The sequence below is a fragment of the Actinokineospora bangkokensis genome, from assembly GCF_001940455.1.
Lineage (GTDB): Bacteria > Actinomycetota > Actinomycetes > Mycobacteriales > Pseudonocardiaceae > Actinokineospora > Actinokineospora bangkokensis.
The window spans coordinates 236,044-254,713 of the sequence record NZ_MKQR01000007.1 but is presented as its reverse complement, the minus strand read 5'-3'; the positions used below and the strand labels follow the sequence as shown (position 1 = coordinate 254,713).

Sequence of the window (18,670 nt, the reverse complement as noted above, 5' to 3'; positions counted from 1 at the left end):
ATCGGGGGCCGACCGCTCCCCCGACTGGACCGACCGCTCACTGCAAGTTCCAGTTCGCAAGCTGTCGGCACAATTCACTATTCCGTGTGAAGCCCGCGGCCGGTCGCACCGATATCGGCGTCATCTCGTTGATCGCCCCGGCGGGGGAGAACCGGCCGGGAATTGCTCCGGCGCCGCCCCGCGTGGTTAACATGTCGCCCGGCCATTCGACCGCAGGCCATTCCCCGCTCATACCCCCGCTTCGGGAGGAATGCATGACCGGAGTCGCCACACCCCCCACCCCCCGGCGCGGCGCACCCCGGGGCGAACCCGGCGGCGCCACCTTCGGCGGCATCGACGCCCCCGCCGCGGCGGGCCCGGACCTCGCCGCCCTGCGCGACACCCCCGCCTTCACCGCCCTGCGCTCGCGCTTCCGCCGCTTCGCCTTCCCGATGACCGCGCTGTTCCTCGCCTGGTACCTGGGCTACGTGCTGCTGGCCGCGTTCGCGCCGCAGGTCATGGCGATCCGCGTGGCGGGCGCGGTCACCGTCGGGCTGCTGCTGGGCCTGGCGCAGTTCGCCAGCACCCTGGCCATCACCCTCGGCTACGCGCGCTGGGCGCGGCGCAGGCTCGACCCGCTCGCCGCCGAGGTCCGCGCCGCCGCGGCGGCCCGCCGGTGAGCCCGCTGGCCCAGCCCGCGCAGGGCGTCGGGGACCCACTGGTCAACGGCGCGGTGTTCGCCGCGTTCGTCGTGGCCACGCTGCTGGTGGTCTACCGGGTCAGCCGCCGCGGGCGCACCACCGACGACTACTACGCCGCGGGCAGCCGGTTCACCGGCGCGCAGAACGGCTTCGCGCTCTCCGGCGACTTCCTGTCCGCCGCGTCGTTCCTGGGCATCGCGGGCGCGATCGCGGTGAACGGCTACGACGGGTTCCTGTACTCGGTGGGCTTCCTGGTGGCGTGGCTGCTGATCCTGCTGCTGGTCGCCGAACCGGTGCGCAACACCGGCCGGTTCACCATGGGCGACGTGCTCGCGCACCGGATGCGCCAGCGCCCGGTGCGCGCCGCCGCGGCCACCTCCACGCTGGTGATCTCGCTGTTCTACATGCTCGCGCAGATGGCGGGCGCGGGCGCGGTGGTGGCGCTGCTGCTCGACGTGCACGGCGCGGGCGGGCAGGCGCTGGTGATCGCGGGCGTCGGCCTGGTCATGATCGTCTACGTGCTGGTGGGCGGGATGGGCGGCACCACCTGGGTGCAGATCATCAAGGCCACCATGCTCGTGCTGTGCGCGGTGCTGATGACGGTGTTCCTGCTCGGCAAGTTCGGCTTCGACCTCTCCGCGCTGCTGGAGCAGGCCGCCGCGGGCAACGCCAAGGGCGAGAAGGTGCTCGCCCCCGGCGTGCAGTACGGCCACACCACCACGAGCGCGGTGGACTTCCTGTCGCTGTCGGTGGCCCTGGTGCTCGGCGCGGCGGGTCTGCCGCACGTGCTCATGCGCTTCTACACCGTGCCCGACGCCGGCCAGGCGCGCCGCTCGGTGGTGTGGGCGGTGGGGATCATGGCCGTGTTCTACGCGGCCACCCTGGTGATCGGCTACGGCGCCTCGGCGCTGGTGGGCTCGGACCGCATCCTCAACTCCACCGGCCGGGAGAACTCCGCCGCGCCGCTGCTGGCCTTCCAGATCGGCGGCACGGTGCTGCTCGGCGTGGTGGCCGCGGTGGCCTTCGCGACGATCCTGGCGGTGGTGGCCGGGCTGACGATCACCGCATCGGCCTCCTTCGCCCACGACGTCTACGCCAACATCCTGCGCCGCGGCGAGCCCGCGCCCGGGTCGGAGGTGCGCGTCGCGCGCGCCACCGCCGTCGTCATCGGCCTGCTCGCCACCGCGGGCGGGGTGCTGGCCAACGGGCAGAACGTCGCCTTCCTGGTGGGCCTGGCGTTCGCGTTCGCCGCCTCGGCCAACCTGTCGACCCTGCTGTACTCCCTGTTCTGGAAGCGGTTCACCACCTCCGGCACGCTGTGGGCGATGTACGGCGGGCTGGGCTCGTGCCTGCTGCTGGTGGTGCTGTCGCCGGTGGTGTCGGGCGAGCCGACCTCGATCCTGCCCGGGGTGGACTTCGCGGTGTTCCCGCTGTCGAACCCCGGGCTGGTGTCGATCCCGGTGTCGTTCGCCTGCGGCTGGCTGGGCACGGTGCTCGGCCGCGAGGAGGCCGACCCGCGGCGGCAGGCGGAGATGGAGGTCCGCTCACTCACCGGGCTCTGAGGCCGCGGGCGCCTGCGCGCGGCGCAGCAGCGGCAGCGTCGCCAGCACCAGCGCCGCGGGCAGCACGGAGAACCCGAGGGTGATCGCGGTGGCCGCCGACCCTGGCTGGGTGGCCGGGTCGGCGCCCGCCCGGTAGCCGCCGAGGGCGAGCACCAGGCCGAACACCCCCGGCCCGAGCGCCAGCCCGAGGGTCTCCCCCGCCGTCCAGACCCCGGAGAACGCCCCCGCCCTGGTGCCGCCGGTGCGCCGCTCCTCGGCGCTGATGATCTCCGCGAGCAGCGTGATCGGGAAGACCTGCAGGCCCGCGTACCCCATGCCGCAGCAGGCCACCAGCGCCACCAGCACCGGGGTGGGCGGCAGCAGGGCCGCGCCGAGCAGGGCGAGGGCGAACAGCGCCGTGGACGCCAGCCACCCCGCCCGGATGCCCCACCGGGCCGCCGCCCGCCGCCACAGCGGCATCACCACCAGCGCGGGCGCGACGAACGCGGCGAACAGCAGCGTCTGCGCGCCCGGGTCGCGCAGCACCACGCGGGCCACGTAGTCGACCCCGGCCAGCAGGGTGCCGATCCCCACCGCCTGCACCACGAACCCGGCGAACACCACCCGGAACACCGGGGCCCCGCGCACCGCCGCGAACAGCTCCCGGTAGCCCATGCCCGCCGAGGTCGAGCGCACCACCGGGGCGTCCTTCGTGCCGAAGTAGACGCTGAGCACGCCCACCGCGATCAGCGCGCCCACCGCCACGCCCATGGCCCGGTAGCCGTCGAAGGCGTCGCGCAGCAGCGGGGCCCCGGCGCCGGAGAGCAGGATCGCCACGGCCAGCACGGCGATGCGCCACGCGGTCAGCCGCGTCCGCTCGCCGGTGTCGGCGGTCAGCTCCGGGGTCATCGCGTTGAACGGCACCTGGAAGAAGGCGAACGCCGTGGCGCACAACAGGAACAGCGCGGTGACGTAGCCGCCGTCGAGCCACGGCGAGCCGAACAGCGGGGGCAGGAACATCAGCGCGAACAGCACCGCCAGCGCCAGCCCGGCGCGCAGCAGGAACGGCCTGCGCGGGCCCAGCGGGTGCCGGGAGGCGTCGCTGATCCGCCCGGCGACCGGGTTGAGCAGCACGTCCCAGGCCTTGGGCAGCAGCACCAGCACCCCGGCGACGGCGGCGGGCACGGCCAGCTCGTCGGTGAGGAAGGGCAGGAGCAGCAGGCCGGGCACCGTCCCGAAGGACCCGGTGGCCAACGAGCCCATGGCGTAGGACGCACGGATCCGGCTGTTCACAGGCGGGGATGCTACGGGCAGGGGCGCCGGGTGTTGCGACGGACACGGGACGCCCCCCGGCGCCCCGCCCGGTACTACGCTGCTCGCCGTGCTGCACTCCCCCTCCGACGCGGCGGTGCGCGCGTACCTCGACGAACGCGCCCCCGCCACGCCGTGCCTGGTGCTTGACCTCGCCACCGTGCGGGCCAACTACCACCGGCTGCGGGCGGCCCTGCCGGAGGCGGGGGTGCTCTACGCGGTCAAGGCGAACCCGGCCCCGGAGGTGGTGGCCGCGCTGGCCGCCGAGGGGTCGGGGTTCGACGTCGCCAGCACCGGCGAGGTCGACCTGTGCCTGGCGCAGGGCGCCGACCCGGCCGACCTGTCCTACGGCAACCCGATCAAGAAGGCCGTCGACGTCGCGTACGCCCACGCCCGCGGCGTCCGCCGGTTCACCACCGACTCCGACGGCGACCTGGAGGCCATCGCCGAGCACGCCCCTGGCGCGCGGGTGGCCGTGCGGTTCCTGGTGGACGCGCCCGCCTCCGGCACGCCGTTCGGGGCGAAGTTCGGCTGCTCCCCCGCCACCGCGGCGCGGCTGCTGCGGCGCGCGGCGGAGCTGGGGCTGCGCGTCGACGGGCTGTGCTTCCACGTCGGGTCGCAGCACACCGACCCCGCCGCGTGGGTGGCGGGGGTCGAGCAGGCCGCCGCGATCACCCGCGCCGCCGGGGTGCCCGCGCCCGCGCTCAACCTCGGCGGCGGCTTCCCCACCGGCTACCGCACCCCCGCGCCGCCCCTCGACGAGCACGCCGCCGCCATCCGCGCGGCCGTGGCCGAGCACTTCCCCACCCCGCCGCGGCTGTGGGTGGAGCCCGGCCGGGCGGTGGTGGCCACCGCCGGGGTGCTGCGCAGCGAGGTCGTGCTGGTCTCGCGCAAGTCCGACGGCGACGAGCGCCGCTGGGTGTACCTGGACGTGGGCCGCTACTCCGGGCTGGCCGAGACGGAGAACGAGTACATCGCCTACCGGCTGCGCACCCCCCACGACGGCGGACCGGACGGCCCGGTGACCATCGCCGGGCCGACCTGCGACGGCGATGATGTGATCTACCAGCGGACCCCGTATCGTCTCCCGCTGGCGCTGCGCGCGGGCGACCACGTCGACATCCTCGACGCGGGCGCGTACACCGCGAGCTACTCCTCGGTGTCGTTCAACGGCTTCCCGCCGCTGCCGGTGCACGTCGTCGGCTGAGCGACCCCGCGGGGGCCGCGCGACGCGGCGCCGGACAACGCAATAGCCCCCAGGCACACCCCCCACCACACCCCCCGTTGGAGGTCTAATGTCGTACGACGGCGCGCCCGACCAGGGCGTCGGCCAGTTCGCGGGCAGGCACGTGCTCGCCGAGTTCGACGGTGTCGATCCGTCGCTGCTGGACGACCTCGGCTTTCTGCGCACCACCCTGGAGGGCGCGCTGAAGTCCGCCGGTGCCACCGTCTGCGACGTGGTGTCCAAGCGCTTCGAGCCGCAGGGCGTCACGGTCCTGGCGCTGCTGTCGGAGTCGCACGCCTCGATCCACACCTACCCCGAGATCGGCTCGATGTTCGTCGACATCTTCACCTGCGGCGACACCGCCGACCCGGAGCTGGCCGCGGCCCTGCTGCGCGACGGCCTCGGCGCGCGCGACGCGCGGATCACCACGGTCCACAGGGGACGTGCGGGCGTGACCGCGGAGTCGGCGGCGTGAGCGACATCCTCGAACCCCTCGGCCCCGGCCTCACCCGCACCTGGTCGGTCGGGGAGGTGGTCGTCGACACCAAGACCGAGTTCCAGCACCTGGTCATCGCCGACACCGCCCAGGGCCGCTCGCTGTTCTGCGACGACGACCGGCAGAGCACCGAGCAGACGCAGCTGACCTACCACGAGGCCCTGATGGTCCCGGCCTTCCTGCTGGTGCCCGAGGTGCGCCGGGTGCTCGTGGTGGGCTCGTCGGAGGGCGTGGCCAGCCAGCTCTCCGTGGCCGCGGGCGCCACCCTGGTCGACCACGTCGACATCGACCAGCAGGCCGTCGAGCTGTGCGCGGAGCACCTGCCCTACGGCTACACCCCGCAGGAGCTGGCCGCGGCGGTGGCGGGCGACGGTCCCGTCCACGTGCACTACGCCGACGGCTTCAAGCACGTGCGGGAGTCCGCGCAGCGCTACGACGTCGTCGTGGTCGACCTGCCCGACGAGCGGCCCGAGTTCGCCCAGCACAACCGCCTGTACGAGGCCGAGTTCCTGACCAGCTGCCGCGAGCTGCTGGCCCCGGGCGGGGTCGTGGTGTGCCAGGCGGGCTGCCAGACGATGTGGCGCAACGAGACGCTGATCCGCTCGTGGAAGCGGTTCAACGACGTGTTCGCCACGACCGTCTACTACGGCTCCGACGAGCACGAGTGGGCGTTCCTGTTCGGCATGGCCGACGCCGTGGACGACCCCACCGCGCGGATGCGGCAGCGCCTCACCACGCTGCCCTACCGCCCGGAGTCCATCGACGACCTGGCCCTGCAGGGCAACACCATCCCGCCGTACCTGGTGCGCAAGTCGCTGGGGTAGCGCGGTGCACGCGGGAGGGGCCCGGCGGTGAGCCGGGCCCCTCCCGCGTTCAGGTCCGGTTCAGAGCTTCTCGCCCGCGCGCACCTTCGCGGTGACCTTGCGCTCGACGACGAACGACACGAACGGCAGCGTCCCGGCCAGCAGCACCAGCAGCGTGCCCTTCACCGACCAGCGCGCCTTGAGCGCCAGGTCGAAGGCGAACACCAGGTACACCGCGTACAGGAACCCGTGCGCGGGGCCCACCACGGCCACCGGCGTCGCGTTGTCGAACCCGTACTTGACGACCATGGCCGCGACCAGCGCCAGCAGGCCCACGCCCACCACGTAGGCGAGGATGCGGTAGCGGGCCAGCGCCCCCCGGGTGCCCTTGGCGGCGACCGCCTGGCCGGGGTTCTCCTCGTCGGTCATGCTCATCGGGGCTCCTGGGCGTTGAGTCCTGCGAGGTAGCGGTTGTAGGCCGCCAGCTCGTCATCGTCCTCGTGCGGCTGCGCGGCCGCGCGCGGGCGGGCGGGGGGTGGTGGGGGCGGAGGGGGCGGCGGCGCGGGGGGTGCCGCGGGCTGCTGGGCCCGGAGCTTGCGCAGCCGCCAGAACATGTAGGCGGGCGCGATGCCGAACAGCGGCCACTGCAGCACGTAGCCGAGGTTCTGGAAGGTCCCGTTGGCCGACTCGAACCGCTGCCACTGCCAGTAGGCCAGCCCGCAGCAGGCGAGCAGCGAGAGGGCGCTGACCGCCACCACCGCGAACTTCCGCAGGCCGGGCACGCCCCCGATGCTAGCCCGGGTCGGCTGAGGGGGAGCGGGCGCGTGCCCGCCGCATGAGCTGCGCCACTCGGGCGCGCGGGGGCGGGTCAGCCCTGGGCGGAGGCGGTCCTGGCGTACCCGTCGGCCAGGCCGAAGACCTTCTGCCCGTAGGGCACCGAGTTGTTGTAGGAGAACACCCCGGCCCACCAGCCCGCGGGGGTGCCCAGGTCGCGCCCGCCCGCGCACAGGTAGCGGCCCGCGGCCAGGGCGGCGTCGTCGATCTGCTGCGGGTCGCCGCGGCCGTCGAGGTTGGCGTCGGAGGACCAGGCGCGCCAGGTCGAGGGGATGAACTGCATCGGGCCGACGGCGCGGTCGACGGTGGCGTCGCCGTCGAACAGGCCGCCGTCGGTGTCCCCGATGGCCTTGACCCCGGCCGAGCCGTCCAGCGGCACGCCGGTGATCGGCTTCGACGGGCGGCCGTCCGCGCCGAGGGTGGCGCCGCCGTACTGGCCGTGGTTGGACTCGATCCGGCCGATGCCCGCCAGCGTGGGCCAGGACAGGTGGCAGCCGGGCGTGGTCGAGCGCACGACCAGCTCGGCGTTGCCGTAGGCCATCAGCGCCCTGGCCGGGATGCCGGTGGGCCCGGCGAGCCGGTCCGCCCAGGCGCGCAGCGGGTCGGCGCCCGCGGCGGCCCGCGGCTGCGGGGCGGCCTGCGCGGTCACCTCGGGCGGGGCCGCCGAGTTGGGGCGCACGTCCGCGGCGGTGACCTGCTCGGCCGGGACCTCCGGTGCGGGGCCGGGCGCGGGGGTGACCAGCGCGCGGACCAGCAGCACCGACCCGGCGGCCAGGCCGAGCACGAGCGCGACCACGGTCAACCGGGCGGCGACGCCGGTCGGGCGCAGCCGGGTGAGGGCGGCGCGCAGCCGGGTGGCCGTCGACCGGCGCGACCGCGCCGGGTCCGGCCCCTGCTCGTCCCGCTCCGCCTCGATCGGGGTCTCCACGTCCGCCACCGCGCTCCAGCCCTGGTTCCGCCACCGCCCCCGGGCGCACGCGGCGCGTCGGGGACACCCAGCATCAACGACGGGCCCACCCTGCCGATACGCGGGGGGCGCTGTCACGTCCGGGTGACACCGTTCCGGATGGTGAAACGTCCACACGGCACCGGCGGGTGCCGTGGGCGGTCGACCACCCGGCGGGTCGGTGCGGGGCCGGGACCGTCCGGTGTGGCGGGCGGGCGGGGCGGGACCGCGCCGCGCGGGGCGGGCCCGCGCAGGTCGGGTCGCGGGTCAGGCGGCGCCGTCGCGGCGCTGGCGCTGCAGGCGCGCCACGCACCAGGCCGGGGCGCTGCCGCGGCGCAGGTGCTCCAGCACCGTGAGCGGTCCCAGCCTGCGGGACAGGTCGGACGGGGCCAGGCCCGCCGCGCGGTAGTCCAGGGCGCGCTGGTCCAGCGGGCTCATGCCCGCGTCCCACCACTCCTCGGCCTCGGCCACCCCGCCCACCATCTGCCACCAGCCCGCGGCGGCGGCCAGCAGCTCGTGCGGCACCTCCGGCAGGCGCACGCGCATGGCGGCGATGTAGGCCGGGTCGGCGGCCTCGACCGACGCCCAGGAGTGGGCGCCCGCCCGCGCGCGCTGGCCGGGGATGCCGGGGGCCGCGGCGGGCACCGGGGCGTCGGCCAACCACTGCGAGGCGATGCGGCTGGCCTCCACGGCCTCCGCGTCCTGGGCGCGCTCGGCGGTCCACTGCCGGACCAGGGCGTCGACCCCGGGATCGTCGAGCATTCTGCCTCCTGGAGGTCTCATGATCACTCGATGGCTGAAACCGTAGGGCCACGGACCGACAGTTCGCCAGACCCCGGACCGCCCTGTTTCCCGGATTGGGTCGGATGGCCGCTGAATCCACCCGGACGGTCCAGTTTGGATCTTCTCCCGACCTGCTCCCATCACCGACGGTGACCGGATTCGGCGCCGCCGGTGCCCCGAGGGCTGCCCGTGGGGGAACCACCACCCGCCTGGACGGACTACCCGCCGGTAGTACCGGGCGGTAGCACCGGTCGGCGCGGGGAACGCGGGGTCGCCGGTGGCGGCGGCGGGCCGGTGGGCCCGCCGCCGACCGGTCACGCGAACAGGTTCTTCAGGAAGGTGATGATCGCCTCGGCACCGCTGCGGAGCCAGTCGATAATGCTGCCGACCATGCCCGCGGCCTGCGTCGGCTGGGTGATCACGTAGAACAGCACCAGGGCGACCCCGATGAGGATCGCGGCCTTCTTGACGTCCATCGGCAACTCCGTCCACTCCCGCGCGGGCCGGGGCCCGCGCCCCCTCCATCGTCCACCACCGGGGTGGTGGCGGGGGCCGTTTTCCGCACGCGGGGCGGCCCCCGGCGCGGTCCGCCGGGCGCCGCCGCGGTCACCCGATGATCACCGTACCGGCGGGGCGGGCGCGCACCCGCCGCGCCGCGCGGGCGCCGGTGAACGAGCGCTAGCCGATCCCACGGGAGGTGGCACTTCTGCGCAACTGTCCCGGGTCCGACACCACGGCTTGTCCGCGACCGATAAGAATGGGGAGGACCGGGGCAGGATCTCCTCGGCTGCTGGCTCCTGGAGCCGGCCCCCGCGCGCCCAGCAGGCGCGCGAGAGCACACGAGGCTGTGAGGGCGCCACAAGCGTCCTCACAGCCACCCGTGCCCCAGCTCACGCGCTAGGCGATGACACCCCTCCCGCGCAGCCGCGCGAGGTCGTCGTCCGCGACCCCCAGCCCGGCCAGCACCTCGGCGGTGTCCGCCCGCGGCTGGCTCGGCGGCGTCGGCACGCCTGCCGCCGACCGGCTGAACTTGGGCGCGGGCGCGGGCTGCACCCGCCCGCCGACCTCGACGAACGACCCGCGGGCGACGTTGTGCGGGTGCGCGGTGGCCTCCTCCAGCGTGAGCACCGGGCTCAAGCAGGCGTCGGTGCCCTCCGCGAGCTTGGCCCACTCGTCCCTCGTGCGGGTCTTGAGGGTCTCAGTGAGCATCGCGCGCAGCCGCGGCCAGTTGGCGGGGTCGACGTGCGCGGGCGTGGTCGCCGGGTCCCAGCCCAGCACCCCCAGCAGCGCCCCCCAGAACCGGTTCTCGATCGCGCCCACGGCCACGTGCTTGCCGTCGGCGGTCTCGTAGGTGTCGTAGAAGGGCGCGCCGCCGTCGAGCATGTTCTCCCCGCGCGGGTGCGGCCAGGCGCCGATGCCGCGCAGCCCGTGCAGGTGGGTGGTGAGCAGCGCGGCGCCCTCGACCATGGAGGTGTCGACGACCTGGCCGCGGCCGGAGGTCTGCCGCTCCACCAGCGCGGCCAGCACCCCCATCGCCAGCACCAGGCCGCCGCCGCCGAAGTCGGCCAGCAGGTTCACCGGGGGCACCGGCTTGCCGCCCGCGGGCCCGATCGGGTCGAGCGCGCCCGCGATGGCGATGTAGTTGATGTCGTGCCCGGCGGTCGGGGCCAGCGGGCCGTCCTGGCCCCAGCCGGTGATGCGCCCGTAGACCAGCCGGGGGTTGCGGGCCAGCAGCGCGTCCGGGCCCAGGCCCATCCGCTCGGCCACCCCCGGGCGGAAGCCCTCCACCAGCACGTCGGCGTCGTCGACCAGGCGCAGCACCAGGTCCAGGCCCTCGGGGTCCTTGACGTCCACCCCGATCCACCGGCGGCCGCGGGTCAGCGGGTCGTCGGGGAAGGACAGGACGTCGGCCCCCGGCGCGGCCCGGTCCACCCGGACGACCTCCGCGCCCAGGTCGGCGAGCACCGTGCAGGCGAACGGCGCGGGCGCCAGCCCCGCCAGCTCGACGACCCTGATCCCGGTGAGCGGTCCTGCCATCGTTCCTCCAGCTGGTGTGCGGGTGTGCGGCGCGGGCTGCTCCCCCGCCCGCCGGGGCGGCCCCCGCCGGGGCGGGCGGGGGCCGGGGGTGTCACAGCGAACGGGAGATGATCTCCTTCATGATCTCGTTCGTGCCACCGTAGATCCGCTGCACCCGCAGGTCGGTGTACATCCGCGCGATCGGGTACTCGTTCATGTAGCCGTAGCCGCCGTGCAGCTGGAGGCACTCGTCGACGGCCTTCATCGCGCGGTCGCTGGTGTAGTACTTGAGCATCGCCACCGTCGGGATGTCGAGCTGGCCGACGAGGTGCTTCTCGATGCAGTGGTCGAGGAACACCCGGCACACCTTGGCCTCGGTCGCCACCTCGGCGAGGGTGAACTTGGTGTTCTGGAACCCGAACACCGGGCGCCCGAAGGCCTGCCGCTCCTTGGTGTAGCGCAGCGTCTCGCGCAGCGCCTCCTCCAGGCACACCACCGCGGACACGCCGATGATGAGGCGCTCCTGGGGCAGCTGCTGCATGAGCTGGACGAAGCCCTGCCCCTCCTCGGTGCCCAGCAGGTTCGCCACCGGCACCCGCACGTCGTCGAAGAACAGCTCGGCGGTGTCCTGGGCCTTGAGGCCGATCTTGTCCAGCACCCGGCCGCGGCGGAAGCCCTCCCGGGAGGTCTCCACGCCGATGAGCGAGATGCCCTTGGCCCGGTCGGCGGGGTCGGTCTTGGCGACGACGATGACGAAGTCGGCCTGGCCGCCGTTGGTGATGAAGGTCTTGGCGCCGTTGACGACGTAGGTGTCGCCGTCCCGGATCGCCTTGGTCTTGACGTTCTGCAGGTCCGAGCCGGTGCCCGGCTCGGTCATCGCGATGGCGCCGACCCACTCGCCGGAGGCGAGCTTGGGCAGCCAGGCGTGCTTCTGCTCCTCGGTGCCGTAGGCCAGCACGTAGTGGGCGACGATGCCGTTGTGCAGCGACACACCCCAGCCGCTGTCGCCGGAGCGGGCCTGCTCCTCCAGCAGCACGGTCTCGTGGGCGAAGGTGCCGCCACCGCCGCCGTACTCCTCGGGGATGGACAGGCACAGCAGGCCGACCTCGCCCGCCTTGCGCCACAGCTCGCGGTCGACCTGCTTCTGCTCGATCCACCGCTCGACGTTGGGGCTGAGCTCCTTCTCGCAGAAGGTGCGGGCCAGGTCCCGGAAGGCGTCCAGGTCCTCGTCCATCCAGGGTGCGCGCTCGGTCACGGCGGGGCCTCTCCAGTCCGGCGGTTGTCAGCCGCGCAAGAAACAATCAGGCGTGCATGTAAGTTCACCCGTGAAGGTACACACGATCCGCCCGGCCCGTAAAGTGGTGACCCGACCAGGGAGGACCGAGGCCCGTGACCACCGCCCGCACCCACCGCACGCAGCGGGAACGCCGGGAGCAGACCCGCGAGGCCCTGCTCGACGCCACCATCTCCGCCCTGGTCGAACTCGGCTACGCGCGCACCACCGTGCAGGAGATCTCCGCGCGGGCCGGGGTGTCGCGCGGCGCGCAGCAGCACCACTTCACCACCAAGGCCGAGCTGATGACCGCCGCGCTGGAGCACCTGTTCGCGCGGCTCATCGGCGAGATGCGCACCATGGCCGCCTCCCTGCCGCCGGGGCCGTCGCGGGTCGCCCGCGGGATCGACCTGCTCTGGGAGGCCTACTCCGGGACGCTGTCGACCGCGGCGGTGGAGCTGTGGGTGGCCGCGCGCACGGACCCGGAGCTGCGCGCGGTGCTGCGCCCGGTCGACCGGGCGCTGGGGCACGCGACGCTGGAGCTCTACCGCGAGGCCGCGGGGGCGGAGCTGCCCGAGGCCGAGGTGGAGACGCTGATGCTGCTGAGCGTGAACCTCGTCCGCGGGCTCGCGCTCGACGCGATGATGGGCGGCGGGGCCGAGCGGCGCGCCCGCCTGCTCGACGAGTGGAAGGGCCAGGTGCTCGCCCGGCTCGCCCGGTGACCGGCGTGCCGTGCAGCGGCCGACCCGGCCCTCGCTCGGGTCGGCCGCTGCACAGGGGTAGAGGGGCGGGGGCGCCGATCGTGACGTTCGCGTTCGCGAATAGTGCGGGGTCCCACACCCGCGGCCCCGGTGCTGCGAAGATTCGCGGGTGTCTGCGCCTCACGCGTCCGGACCCGGTCGGGTCCCCCCTGCCCCCCACTCCCCCGGTCCCTACGGACCCCCGCCGCCCAGCGGCCGAGCGCCGTCGCGGGGGGTGTGGACCTCCGGGCTGATCGCCGTCCTGGGGTTCACCGCCGCCGCCGTGCTCGCGGTGGTGGGCAGCTTCCAGCAGTTCTACCGGTTCGAGGTCCGCGCGGACGGCGCCACGAGCACGCTGGAGCAGAACCTCTGGGAGGTGGCGAACGATGAGCGGGTGGTGGGCGCGCCGGTGCCTGCCGGGACGGGGTGGCTCGTCGTCGCGGCCGCGGGGTTCCTCGCGATCGCGGCGCTGGTCGGGTTGGTGGCCGCCCTCCGGCCCGCGCGGGCGCTGCTGACGACCGTGCGGGTGGCGGGCGCCCTCGGGGCGGGGGCGCTGGCGGGCATCGCCGGTTTCACCCTGCTGCTGCTCTCCGACGTCGTGGACCAGGTCCTGCGGGCACGGCCCGAGCAGTCCGAGCAGGTGGAGATCACGGTCGGCACCGGGCCGGGGCTGGTGCTGCTGCTGGTCGGGGCCGGGGTCGGGGTGCTGGCGGTGGTCCCCGCGCTCATCCGCAAGGAGCCCAAGGCTGCGCCCGCCGAGCCGCTGACCCCGTCGATGGGGTTCCCCGTGCAGCGCGCACCGCAGTTCCAGCACCCGGGGGCGGCGCAGCACCGGCCGCAGGCGGGCGCGCCGAACACCGGGGCGACGGTGGCGATCCCGCGGGCGCAGGCCGGGCCCACCCAGGTGGTGGCGCAGCAGCCCGGAGCGCCTGCTCCCCACCAGGGCTACGCGCCCGCGGGGTTCCAGCAGCAGGGGCCCGCCTGGGGTCCTCCTCCCGCCAAGGCGGAGGCGGCCGGGGACGACGGGGAGACGACGCAGGTCGTCGGCGGGGCCGCGGCCGCCGGGCAGCACCCGGAGATCGATCGGGCGGACATGCCCGCCACCACCCTCGACGAGAACCCCGACGACAAGACGACCGAGGTCAGCGCGCTCAAGCCGGACGCCCCGGCTGACGACGCGGAGAAGCCGTCGGAAGAGCGCGCTGCGGTGGACGCTGGGGAAGACGTCGCGGTGGCGGCCCCCGAGGCCGCCCCGTCGGAGAAGGACACCGCGGAAAAAGCCACTGCGGAACAGGACACCGCGGAGAAGGACGCCACGGACAAGGACCACATCGAGAAGGCGGCCGTGGACACCAGCAGCAGCAAGGAATAGACCAGTGAACGCGCAGTGCCCCCGGCGGGAGTTCCCGCCGGGGGCACTGTCATGTGTGGACGGTCAGCAGTTGCTGGGGGCCTGCTTGTCCGCGAAGCGGTCGACGATCCACTTGTGGGCGTCGCCGTTGCCCGCCAGGATCCCGGTGAGGTGGTCGGAGATGTAGGTGTTCCACTGCACCTCGACCCCGGCCGAGCAGTACGTCTTGCGCAGCGCCTCGGCCTGCGGGGTGTTCACGATCTCGTCGGTCAGCGCGTGGTACTGGAACACCGGCACCCGCGGCGGGGTCTGGCCCAGCTTGTTCTGCGCCAGCCGCGCCTGCCACTTCGGGTCCTGGAGCGGGTTGCTGGTGGTGTAGTCGCTGATCCTCTTGAACGGGTAGTTGGTGAGCAGCTCGATGACGCAGGCGTTGGCCTTGGCGTCGGCGATCTCCTTCTTGCCGGTCTCGTTGAGGTAGGAGTCCAGCTGGAGGTCGGGGTAGGCGTAGTCCAGGCCCACCGCCGCGAAGGCGAGGAAGCCGAAGCCCAGGTACCCGTCGAGGCCCTTGGCGACCTCGGTCAGGTCAGCGGGCACGCCACCCGCCGCGACGCCGACGAGGTTCAGCTCGGGGGCGTAGGTGGGCTGCTTCTCCGCCGCCCACAGCGATCCGCCGCCGCCCTGGGAGTAGCCCTGGAAGATCACCTTGGCGTCGGCCCTGAGCCCGGTCTGCGGCAGGCGCTGGGCCGCGCGCACCGAGTCGATCACGGCCGGGCCCATGGACTGCCCGGTCATGTAGGTCGGGCGGTTGGCCTCGCCGGGGCGGTAGCCCTCGTAGTCGGTGACCGCGACCGCGTAGCCGGAGCTGATGCTGTCGTTGATCGCGGGCTGGTCGTAGAGGGTGCCGCGCTCCAGCGCCTTCGACGGCGTGCACTTGTAGGCCGGGCCCTGGGTGCCCACCGCGAAGCCGACGACCGGGGTCTTGGCCGGGTCCGCGCCCTTGGGCGTGAAGACGGTGCCGGTGACCGCGTCCCGCTCGCCGAGGGCGTTGGTGGACAGGTACATGACCTGCCAGGCGTTCGCGTTGAGGCCGTTGAGCGGGGCCAGCGACGGGCGCCAGCGGATGACGTCGCCGGGCTGGCCGTCCGGGAGCGGGGAGGGCGGCAGGTAGAAGCTGTCGTCCAGCGGGCCGGGCAGGGTGGGGGCGGTGGCCGCCGCGGCCAGCGGCGCGGCACCCGCGGTGGCGGGCAGCACGCCGGTGGTCGCGACCGCGGCGCCGGTGACCGCGACCGCGGCAGCCGCGAACAGCGCGAGGCGCCGTTTCGTCCGGGTCAACGTTGACCTCCGTCAGGTGGTGCGGGTGGTGACAAATTCACCATCTCGACCACCCGGTCCGCGGGTCAATGGCCGCCGGGCAATTCGTGGGGGCGTGACAACCGGCGCCGCCGCGACGCGTCTCCCGATGCGCACGAAAAGACCTGGGAACGCCCATGTTTCCCGATTTCCCAGCTCCGCCAAGGGCTTCGCGGCCCACCGGAGGCCGGCGTCCGGAACGGACGTTCCGGTCAGGACCGCCGGGACAACCGCAGCGCCAGCACCGGGCAGGCCGCCGCCGCGCGCTTGGCCTGCGCGAGCAGCGCCGCCGGGACCGGCTCGCCGCCGACCACCGGGTAGCCCCACTCGTCGAGGTCGACCAGCTCCGGCAGCACCTGCGCGCACAGGCCGTGCGCCCGGCAGCCGATCGGGTCCACGCGGAGCACCACCGCCCCGCCCACCGCGCTCCCGCTCATGCCAGGCACCTCCCGTGCGCGTGCGCGGCGATGTCGTCGGAGAACACCCGCAGCGCGCTCGCCGCGAGCCGCACGGCGCCGTCGGGGTGGGCGCAGGCACCGCGCCCGGGGATCACGCCGAGCCTGCGCCGCAACCGGGCGACGACCTCGGCGGGGGCACCGCCTGCCGCCAGGGCGGCGAGGTCGGCGGCGATGGCGGGCAGGCCGAACGCGCAGGGCCCGCACTGCCGGGCCGACTCCCCGGCCAGGTAGCCCAGGACGTGCGCGGTCTCCCGCACCCCGCACCCGCCGAGCACGCGGAAGGCGCTCACCCCGGGCACGTCCGCCACGCGCAGGTGACCCGCGCGCACCAGCCACTCGCCGCCGAGGCCACCCGCGAGGACGGGGCCCTCGGGATCGGCACCGGCCATCCGCAGCAGGTCGCCGACGGTCGCGGCGGCGGGCACCTCGAAGACCCCGCCGTGCGCCGCGGCCCCGAGGACGGTGGACAGGCGCGTCTCGTCGCGGCGGAACGCCTCGGGGCCGGTGCGGGCGAGCAGCGCCAGCTGCGCCAGCGTCTCGACGTTGTCCACCAGCGTCGGCCTGCCGCGGACGCCGCGCTCGGCGGGGCGGACGAGCTTCACCAGCGGCCGCGCGTCACCGGTGTTGAGGAAGTTGACCAACGAGGTCTCCTCGCTGGCCACGTACCGCCTGGGGACGTCCACGACGGACACCGCGATCGACAGCGCGCGGGCCGCCACGGCCTGGCGCAGGGCGGTCCCGTCGTGCGCGCAGAGGATGGCCTCGCGGGCGCCGACGGCGTGCGCCGCCAGCTCCACGCCGTCGAGCACCAGGTGCGGCGCGGTGGCGAGCAGCGCCTTGTCCTTGGCGCTGGCCGGGTCGCCCTCGCAGCCGTTGGCCACCACGACCGGCCTGCGGCCCGCGGCGACGGCGCGCAGCTTGCGCCCGGTGGGGAACCCGCCACCGCCGCGGCCGCGCAGCCCGGCGGCGTCGACGGCGGCGAGCAGGTCGTCCGGGCGGGGCCGGGGCAGCGGGCCGTGCACGGCGGCGTGGGCGGCCAGGTCGGGGGTGGCGGTGGCGAGCAGCCGCCGGGTCGCGGTGATCACGGGGTCCTCACCGGGGTGTCGGGGTGGAGGCGGGTGGTGCGCCAGAGCAGGGCGCCCGCGGCCGCGGCGACGCAGACCACGTCGAAGCCCAGCACCCAGGCGGTGTCGTCGCCGGCCATGGCGAAGCCGTGCACGAGCGCGACGGGCCAGGAGGCGTAGGAGGCCAGGTGCACGCCCCGCCACACCTCCAGCGGCAGGCGGGTGCGCAGCAGGCTCGTGATGAGCACGGCCAGCAGCAGGTCGAACGCGACCGCGCCGAGGCCGAGCCAGAACGGGTCGTACGCGGAGGCGAACGGCACGACGGCGTCGACGAGGCCGATCTCGACGTAGCCGTCGGAGACGGCGCTCACGACGTGCACGACGAGGAACGCCAGGCTCAGCAGGGACAGGTTGCGGTGCAGCCGCTGCACGGCGAAGCGCGGCAGGCCCGCCGCCGCGAACCTGCCCGCGGTGAGCAGCCCCAGCACCAGGGTGGCGGTGAACAGGGCCAGCGACACCAGGCCGGTGGCGCGGCTGATGTACCAGAGCACCATCACGCCACCGCCTGCCCCGCCGCGGGCCACGAGCCGACCGGCCGGGGTGTGCCGTCCGCGGCCACCAGCAGCGCGGGCAGGTTGCGCTCGGCCAGCCACGCCGGGGCGTCGGCGCCGAGCACGATCGCGGCGGTGGCGGCGGTGTTGGCGTCCACGCAGGACTTGGCGTGCACGGCCGCGGTGCGCCACACCACCTCCGCGCTGCGCCCGGTGCGCGGGTCGATCACGTGGTGCACGGGGTGCCCGGCCCGCCGCCACGCGCGCTGGGTGGTGCTGGAGGTGGCCACGCCCCCGGCGCTGAGCCCGATGCGCGACACGGGCTCGTGCTCGGCGGTGCGGTGGTCGTCGCCGACGGCGACCTGCCAGCCGCCCCCGGGCGCCGGGCCCGCGGTGGCGATGTCACCGCCGAGGCCGACGAGCACGCCGGTGCCGGTGCGCAGCGCGATGGCCCCGGCGGCCCGGTCGGCGGCGAACGCCTTCGCCGTGGCGCCCAGGTCGAGCCGCACGCCGCGCGGCAGCAGCACCCGCCGGGCCCGCTCGTCGAGGTGCACGCGGTGGTAGCCGGGGACCCGGCTCGCGGTGGCCGGGCGCGGGTCGTCGGCGGGCAGGTCGGCGAAGTCGCGGTCGTAGCCCTGCTCGACCATGGCGGTGCCCACGGTGGGGTCGACCAGGCCCCGGGTGAGCCGGGCGGCCCGCAGCGCGACGCCGAGGGCCTCGGCCAGCAGCGGGCTCACCGCGACGGCGTGGCCGCGGTGCTGGTGCAGCACGGAGATCTCGGTGTCGGGGCGGAAGCGGCTGCACGCCTGCTCGACCTCGGCCAACTGGGCCCGCAGCACGGCGGCGGCCGCGCGCAGCCGGGCGGGGTCGGCCACGACGAGCGTGGCGGTGCTGCCCCACACCGGGAAGTCGGTCCGGGCGCTCACGAGCCACCGGACCCGGCGTGCGGGTGGCCCGACCCCGAGGACACGCCCTGGTCCGACGACGACAGCCCGCCGTCGGACCCGGTGTCCGAGCCCGTGCTGCCGGTCGAGGTGCTGTCGGTGGAGGTGCTGCTGGTGGACGTGCTCTCGTCGGCGGCGGCCGTGCTGGTCAGGGCCACGCCGAGCACCCCGGCCAAGGCGGTGGCACCGATCGCCACCCCCGCGGTGATGGCGGCGACCCTGCCGCTCACCGCGTCCCGCCAGTGCGCCCGGCCACGTCGGGTCTGGTCCATGGCTGTCGTCCTCTCCGCTGGTCTCGGGGACG

21 protein-coding genes are annotated in these 18,670 nt (G+C 74.9%); 7 read left to right on the top strand and 14 right to left on the bottom strand.

Features of this window, described 5'->3' with window-relative positions; translation table 11 throughout:
• Nucleotides 1-254 precede the first annotated feature (254 nt).
• Both BJP25_RS05475 and BJP25_RS05470 read left to right on the top strand, forming a co-directional pair.
• Nucleotides 255-659: a DUF485 domain-containing protein gene (locus tag BJP25_RS05475; protein ID WP_075973663.1), complete on the top strand. Its 405-nt coding sequence runs from the start codon at nucleotides 255-257 to the stop codon at nucleotides 657-659.
• Nucleotides 656-2,242, top strand: coding sequence for a solute symporter family protein (locus BJP25_RS05470; protein ID WP_075973662.1), 1,587 nt, complete (start codon nucleotides 656-658; stop codon nucleotides 2,240-2,242). The genes BJP25_RS05475 and BJP25_RS05470 overlap by 4 nt, the downstream gene beginning before the upstream one ends.
• On the opposite strand, the gene BJP25_RS05465 is transcribed toward BJP25_RS05470, so the two are convergent.
• Nucleotides 2,225-3,514, bottom strand: coding sequence for an MFS transporter (locus BJP25_RS05465; protein ID WP_233157921.1), 1,290 nt, complete (start codon nucleotides 3,512-3,514; stop codon nucleotides 2,225-2,227). The two genes, BJP25_RS05470 and BJP25_RS05465, sit on opposite strands and share 18 nt — an antisense overlap.
• Before the next feature lie 88 nt (nucleotides 3,515-3,602).
• Between BJP25_RS05465 and BJP25_RS05460 the strand changes: the two genes are divergently transcribed.
• The 3 genes from BJP25_RS05460 (at nucleotide 3,603) to BJP25_RS05450 (ending at nucleotide 6,077) form a co-directional block, all read left to right on the top strand.
• Nucleotides 3,603-4,739 carry a type III PLP-dependent enzyme gene (locus BJP25_RS05460; RefSeq protein ID WP_233157920.1) on the top strand — a complete coding sequence of 379 codons (1,137 nt, stop codon included), beginning with the start codon at nucleotides 3,603-3,605 and terminating at the stop codon, nucleotides 4,737-4,739.
• Between the two features lie 88 nt (nucleotides 4,740-4,827).
• Nucleotides 4,828-5,232 carry an adenosylmethionine decarboxylase gene (gene speD / locus BJP25_RS05455; RefSeq protein WP_075973660.1) on the top strand — a complete coding sequence of 135 codons (405 nt, stop codon included), beginning with the start codon at nucleotides 4,828-4,830 and terminating at the stop codon, nucleotides 5,230-5,232.
• The gene (locus BJP25_RS05450) at nucleotides 5,229-6,077 is read left to right on the top strand and encodes a spermidine synthase (protein ID WP_075973659.1); all 849 of its coding nucleotides are present in this window, start codon (nucleotides 5,229-5,231) and stop codon (nucleotides 6,075-6,077) included. The genes speD and BJP25_RS05450 overlap by 4 nt, the downstream gene beginning before the upstream one ends.
• 60 nt (nucleotides 6,078-6,137) lie before the next feature.
• On the opposite strand, the gene BJP25_RS05445 is transcribed toward BJP25_RS05450, so the two are convergent.
• The 7 genes from BJP25_RS05445 to BJP25_RS05420 form a co-directional block, all read right to left on the bottom strand.
• The gene (locus tag BJP25_RS05445) at nucleotides 6,138-6,491 is read right to left on the bottom strand and encodes a DUF3817 domain-containing protein (protein ID WP_075973658.1); all 354 of its coding nucleotides are present in this window, start codon (nucleotides 6,489-6,491) and stop codon (nucleotides 6,138-6,140) included.
• Nucleotides 6,488-6,838 carry a hypothetical protein gene (locus BJP25_RS05440; protein WP_233157919.1) on the bottom strand — a complete coding sequence of 117 codons (351 nt, stop codon included), beginning with the start codon at nucleotides 6,836-6,838 and terminating at the stop codon, nucleotides 6,488-6,490. The genes BJP25_RS05445 and BJP25_RS05440 overlap by 4 nt, the downstream gene beginning before the upstream one ends.
• Nucleotides 6,839-6,924: 86 nt before the next feature.
• Nucleotides 6,925-7,740, bottom strand: a complete 816-nt coding sequence (locus BJP25_RS05435) for a lytic transglycosylase domain-containing protein (protein WP_075974097.1) — start codon at nucleotides 7,738-7,740, stop codon at nucleotides 6,925-6,927.
• Between the two features lie 363 nt (nucleotides 7,741-8,103).
• Nucleotides 8,104-8,598 carry a transcriptional regulator gene (locus BJP25_RS05430; protein ID WP_075973657.1) on the bottom strand — a complete coding sequence of 165 codons (495 nt, stop codon included), beginning with the start codon at nucleotides 8,596-8,598 and terminating at the stop codon, nucleotides 8,104-8,106.
• Between the two features lie 335 nt (nucleotides 8,599-8,933).
• The gene (locus BJP25_RS34510) at nucleotides 8,934-9,095 is read right to left on the bottom strand and encodes a hypothetical protein (RefSeq protein ID WP_198943348.1); all 162 of its coding nucleotides are present in this window, start codon (nucleotides 9,093-9,095) and stop codon (nucleotides 8,934-8,936) included.
• 421 nt (nucleotides 9,096-9,516) lie between these two features.
• The gene (locus tag BJP25_RS05425) at nucleotides 9,517-10,656 is read right to left on the bottom strand and encodes a CaiB/BaiF CoA transferase family protein (RefSeq protein WP_075973656.1); all 1,140 of its coding nucleotides are present in this window, start codon (nucleotides 10,654-10,656) and stop codon (nucleotides 9,517-9,519) included.
• Nucleotides 10,657-10,747: 91 nt separating this feature from the next.
• Entirely contained in the window at nucleotides 10,748-11,869 is a 1,122-nt protein-coding gene (locus tag BJP25_RS05420) for an acyl-CoA dehydrogenase family protein (protein ID WP_198943376.1), read from the bottom strand.
• Between the two features lie 155 nt (nucleotides 11,870-12,024).
• Here BJP25_RS05420 and BJP25_RS05415 point away from each other — a divergent pair, with 155 nt between their 5' ends.
• Nucleotides 12,025-12,630: a TetR/AcrR family transcriptional regulator gene (locus BJP25_RS05415; protein ID WP_075973654.1), complete on the top strand. Its 606-nt coding sequence runs from the start codon at nucleotides 12,025-12,027 to the stop codon at nucleotides 12,628-12,630.
• A 253-nt stretch (nucleotides 12,631-12,883) separates the two neighbouring features.
• Nucleotides 12,884-14,020, top strand: coding sequence for a hypothetical protein (locus BJP25_RS05410; RefSeq protein WP_075973653.1), 1,137 nt, complete (start codon nucleotides 12,884-12,886; stop codon nucleotides 14,018-14,020).
• Between the two features lie 63 nt (nucleotides 14,021-14,083).
• On the opposite strand, the gene BJP25_RS05405 is transcribed toward BJP25_RS05410, so the two are convergent.
• The 6 genes from BJP25_RS05405 to BJP25_RS05380 form a co-directional block, all read right to left on the bottom strand.
• Nucleotides 14,084-15,331, bottom strand: coding sequence for a lipase family protein (locus BJP25_RS05405; RefSeq protein ID WP_075973652.1), 1,248 nt, complete (start codon nucleotides 15,329-15,331; stop codon nucleotides 14,084-14,086).
• A gap of 230 nt (nucleotides 15,332-15,561) precedes the next feature.
• Nucleotides 15,562-15,786, bottom strand: coding sequence for a ferredoxin (locus tag BJP25_RS05400; RefSeq protein ID WP_075973651.1), 225 nt, complete (start codon nucleotides 15,784-15,786; stop codon nucleotides 15,562-15,564).
• On the bottom strand, nucleotides 15,783-16,892 hold the full coding sequence (locus BJP25_RS05395) for an NADH-ubiquinone oxidoreductase-F iron-sulfur binding region domain-containing protein (RefSeq protein ID WP_143218886.1): 1,110 nt from the start codon (nucleotides 16,890-16,892) through the stop codon (nucleotides 15,783-15,785). The genes BJP25_RS05400 and BJP25_RS05395 overlap by 4 nt, the downstream gene beginning before the upstream one ends.
• The gene (locus BJP25_RS05390) at nucleotides 16,889-17,425 is read right to left on the bottom strand and encodes a ferric reductase-like transmembrane domain-containing protein (RefSeq protein ID WP_075974095.1); all 537 of its coding nucleotides are present in this window, start codon (nucleotides 17,423-17,425) and stop codon (nucleotides 16,889-16,891) included. The genes BJP25_RS05395 and BJP25_RS05390 overlap by 4 nt, the downstream gene beginning before the upstream one ends.
• Nucleotides 17,425-18,348 carry an FAD:protein FMN transferase gene (locus BJP25_RS05385; RefSeq protein WP_075973650.1) on the bottom strand — a complete coding sequence of 308 codons (924 nt, stop codon included), beginning with the start codon at nucleotides 18,346-18,348 and terminating at the stop codon, nucleotides 17,425-17,427. Before BJP25_RS05385 ends, BJP25_RS05390 begins: the two co-directional genes overlap by 1 nt.
• Nucleotides 18,345-18,638: a hypothetical protein gene (locus tag BJP25_RS05380; RefSeq protein ID WP_075973649.1), complete on the bottom strand. Its 294-nt coding sequence runs from the start codon at nucleotides 18,636-18,638 to the stop codon at nucleotides 18,345-18,347. The genes BJP25_RS05385 and BJP25_RS05380 overlap by 4 nt, the downstream gene beginning before the upstream one ends.
• Nucleotides 18,639-18,670 lie beyond the last annotated feature (32 nt).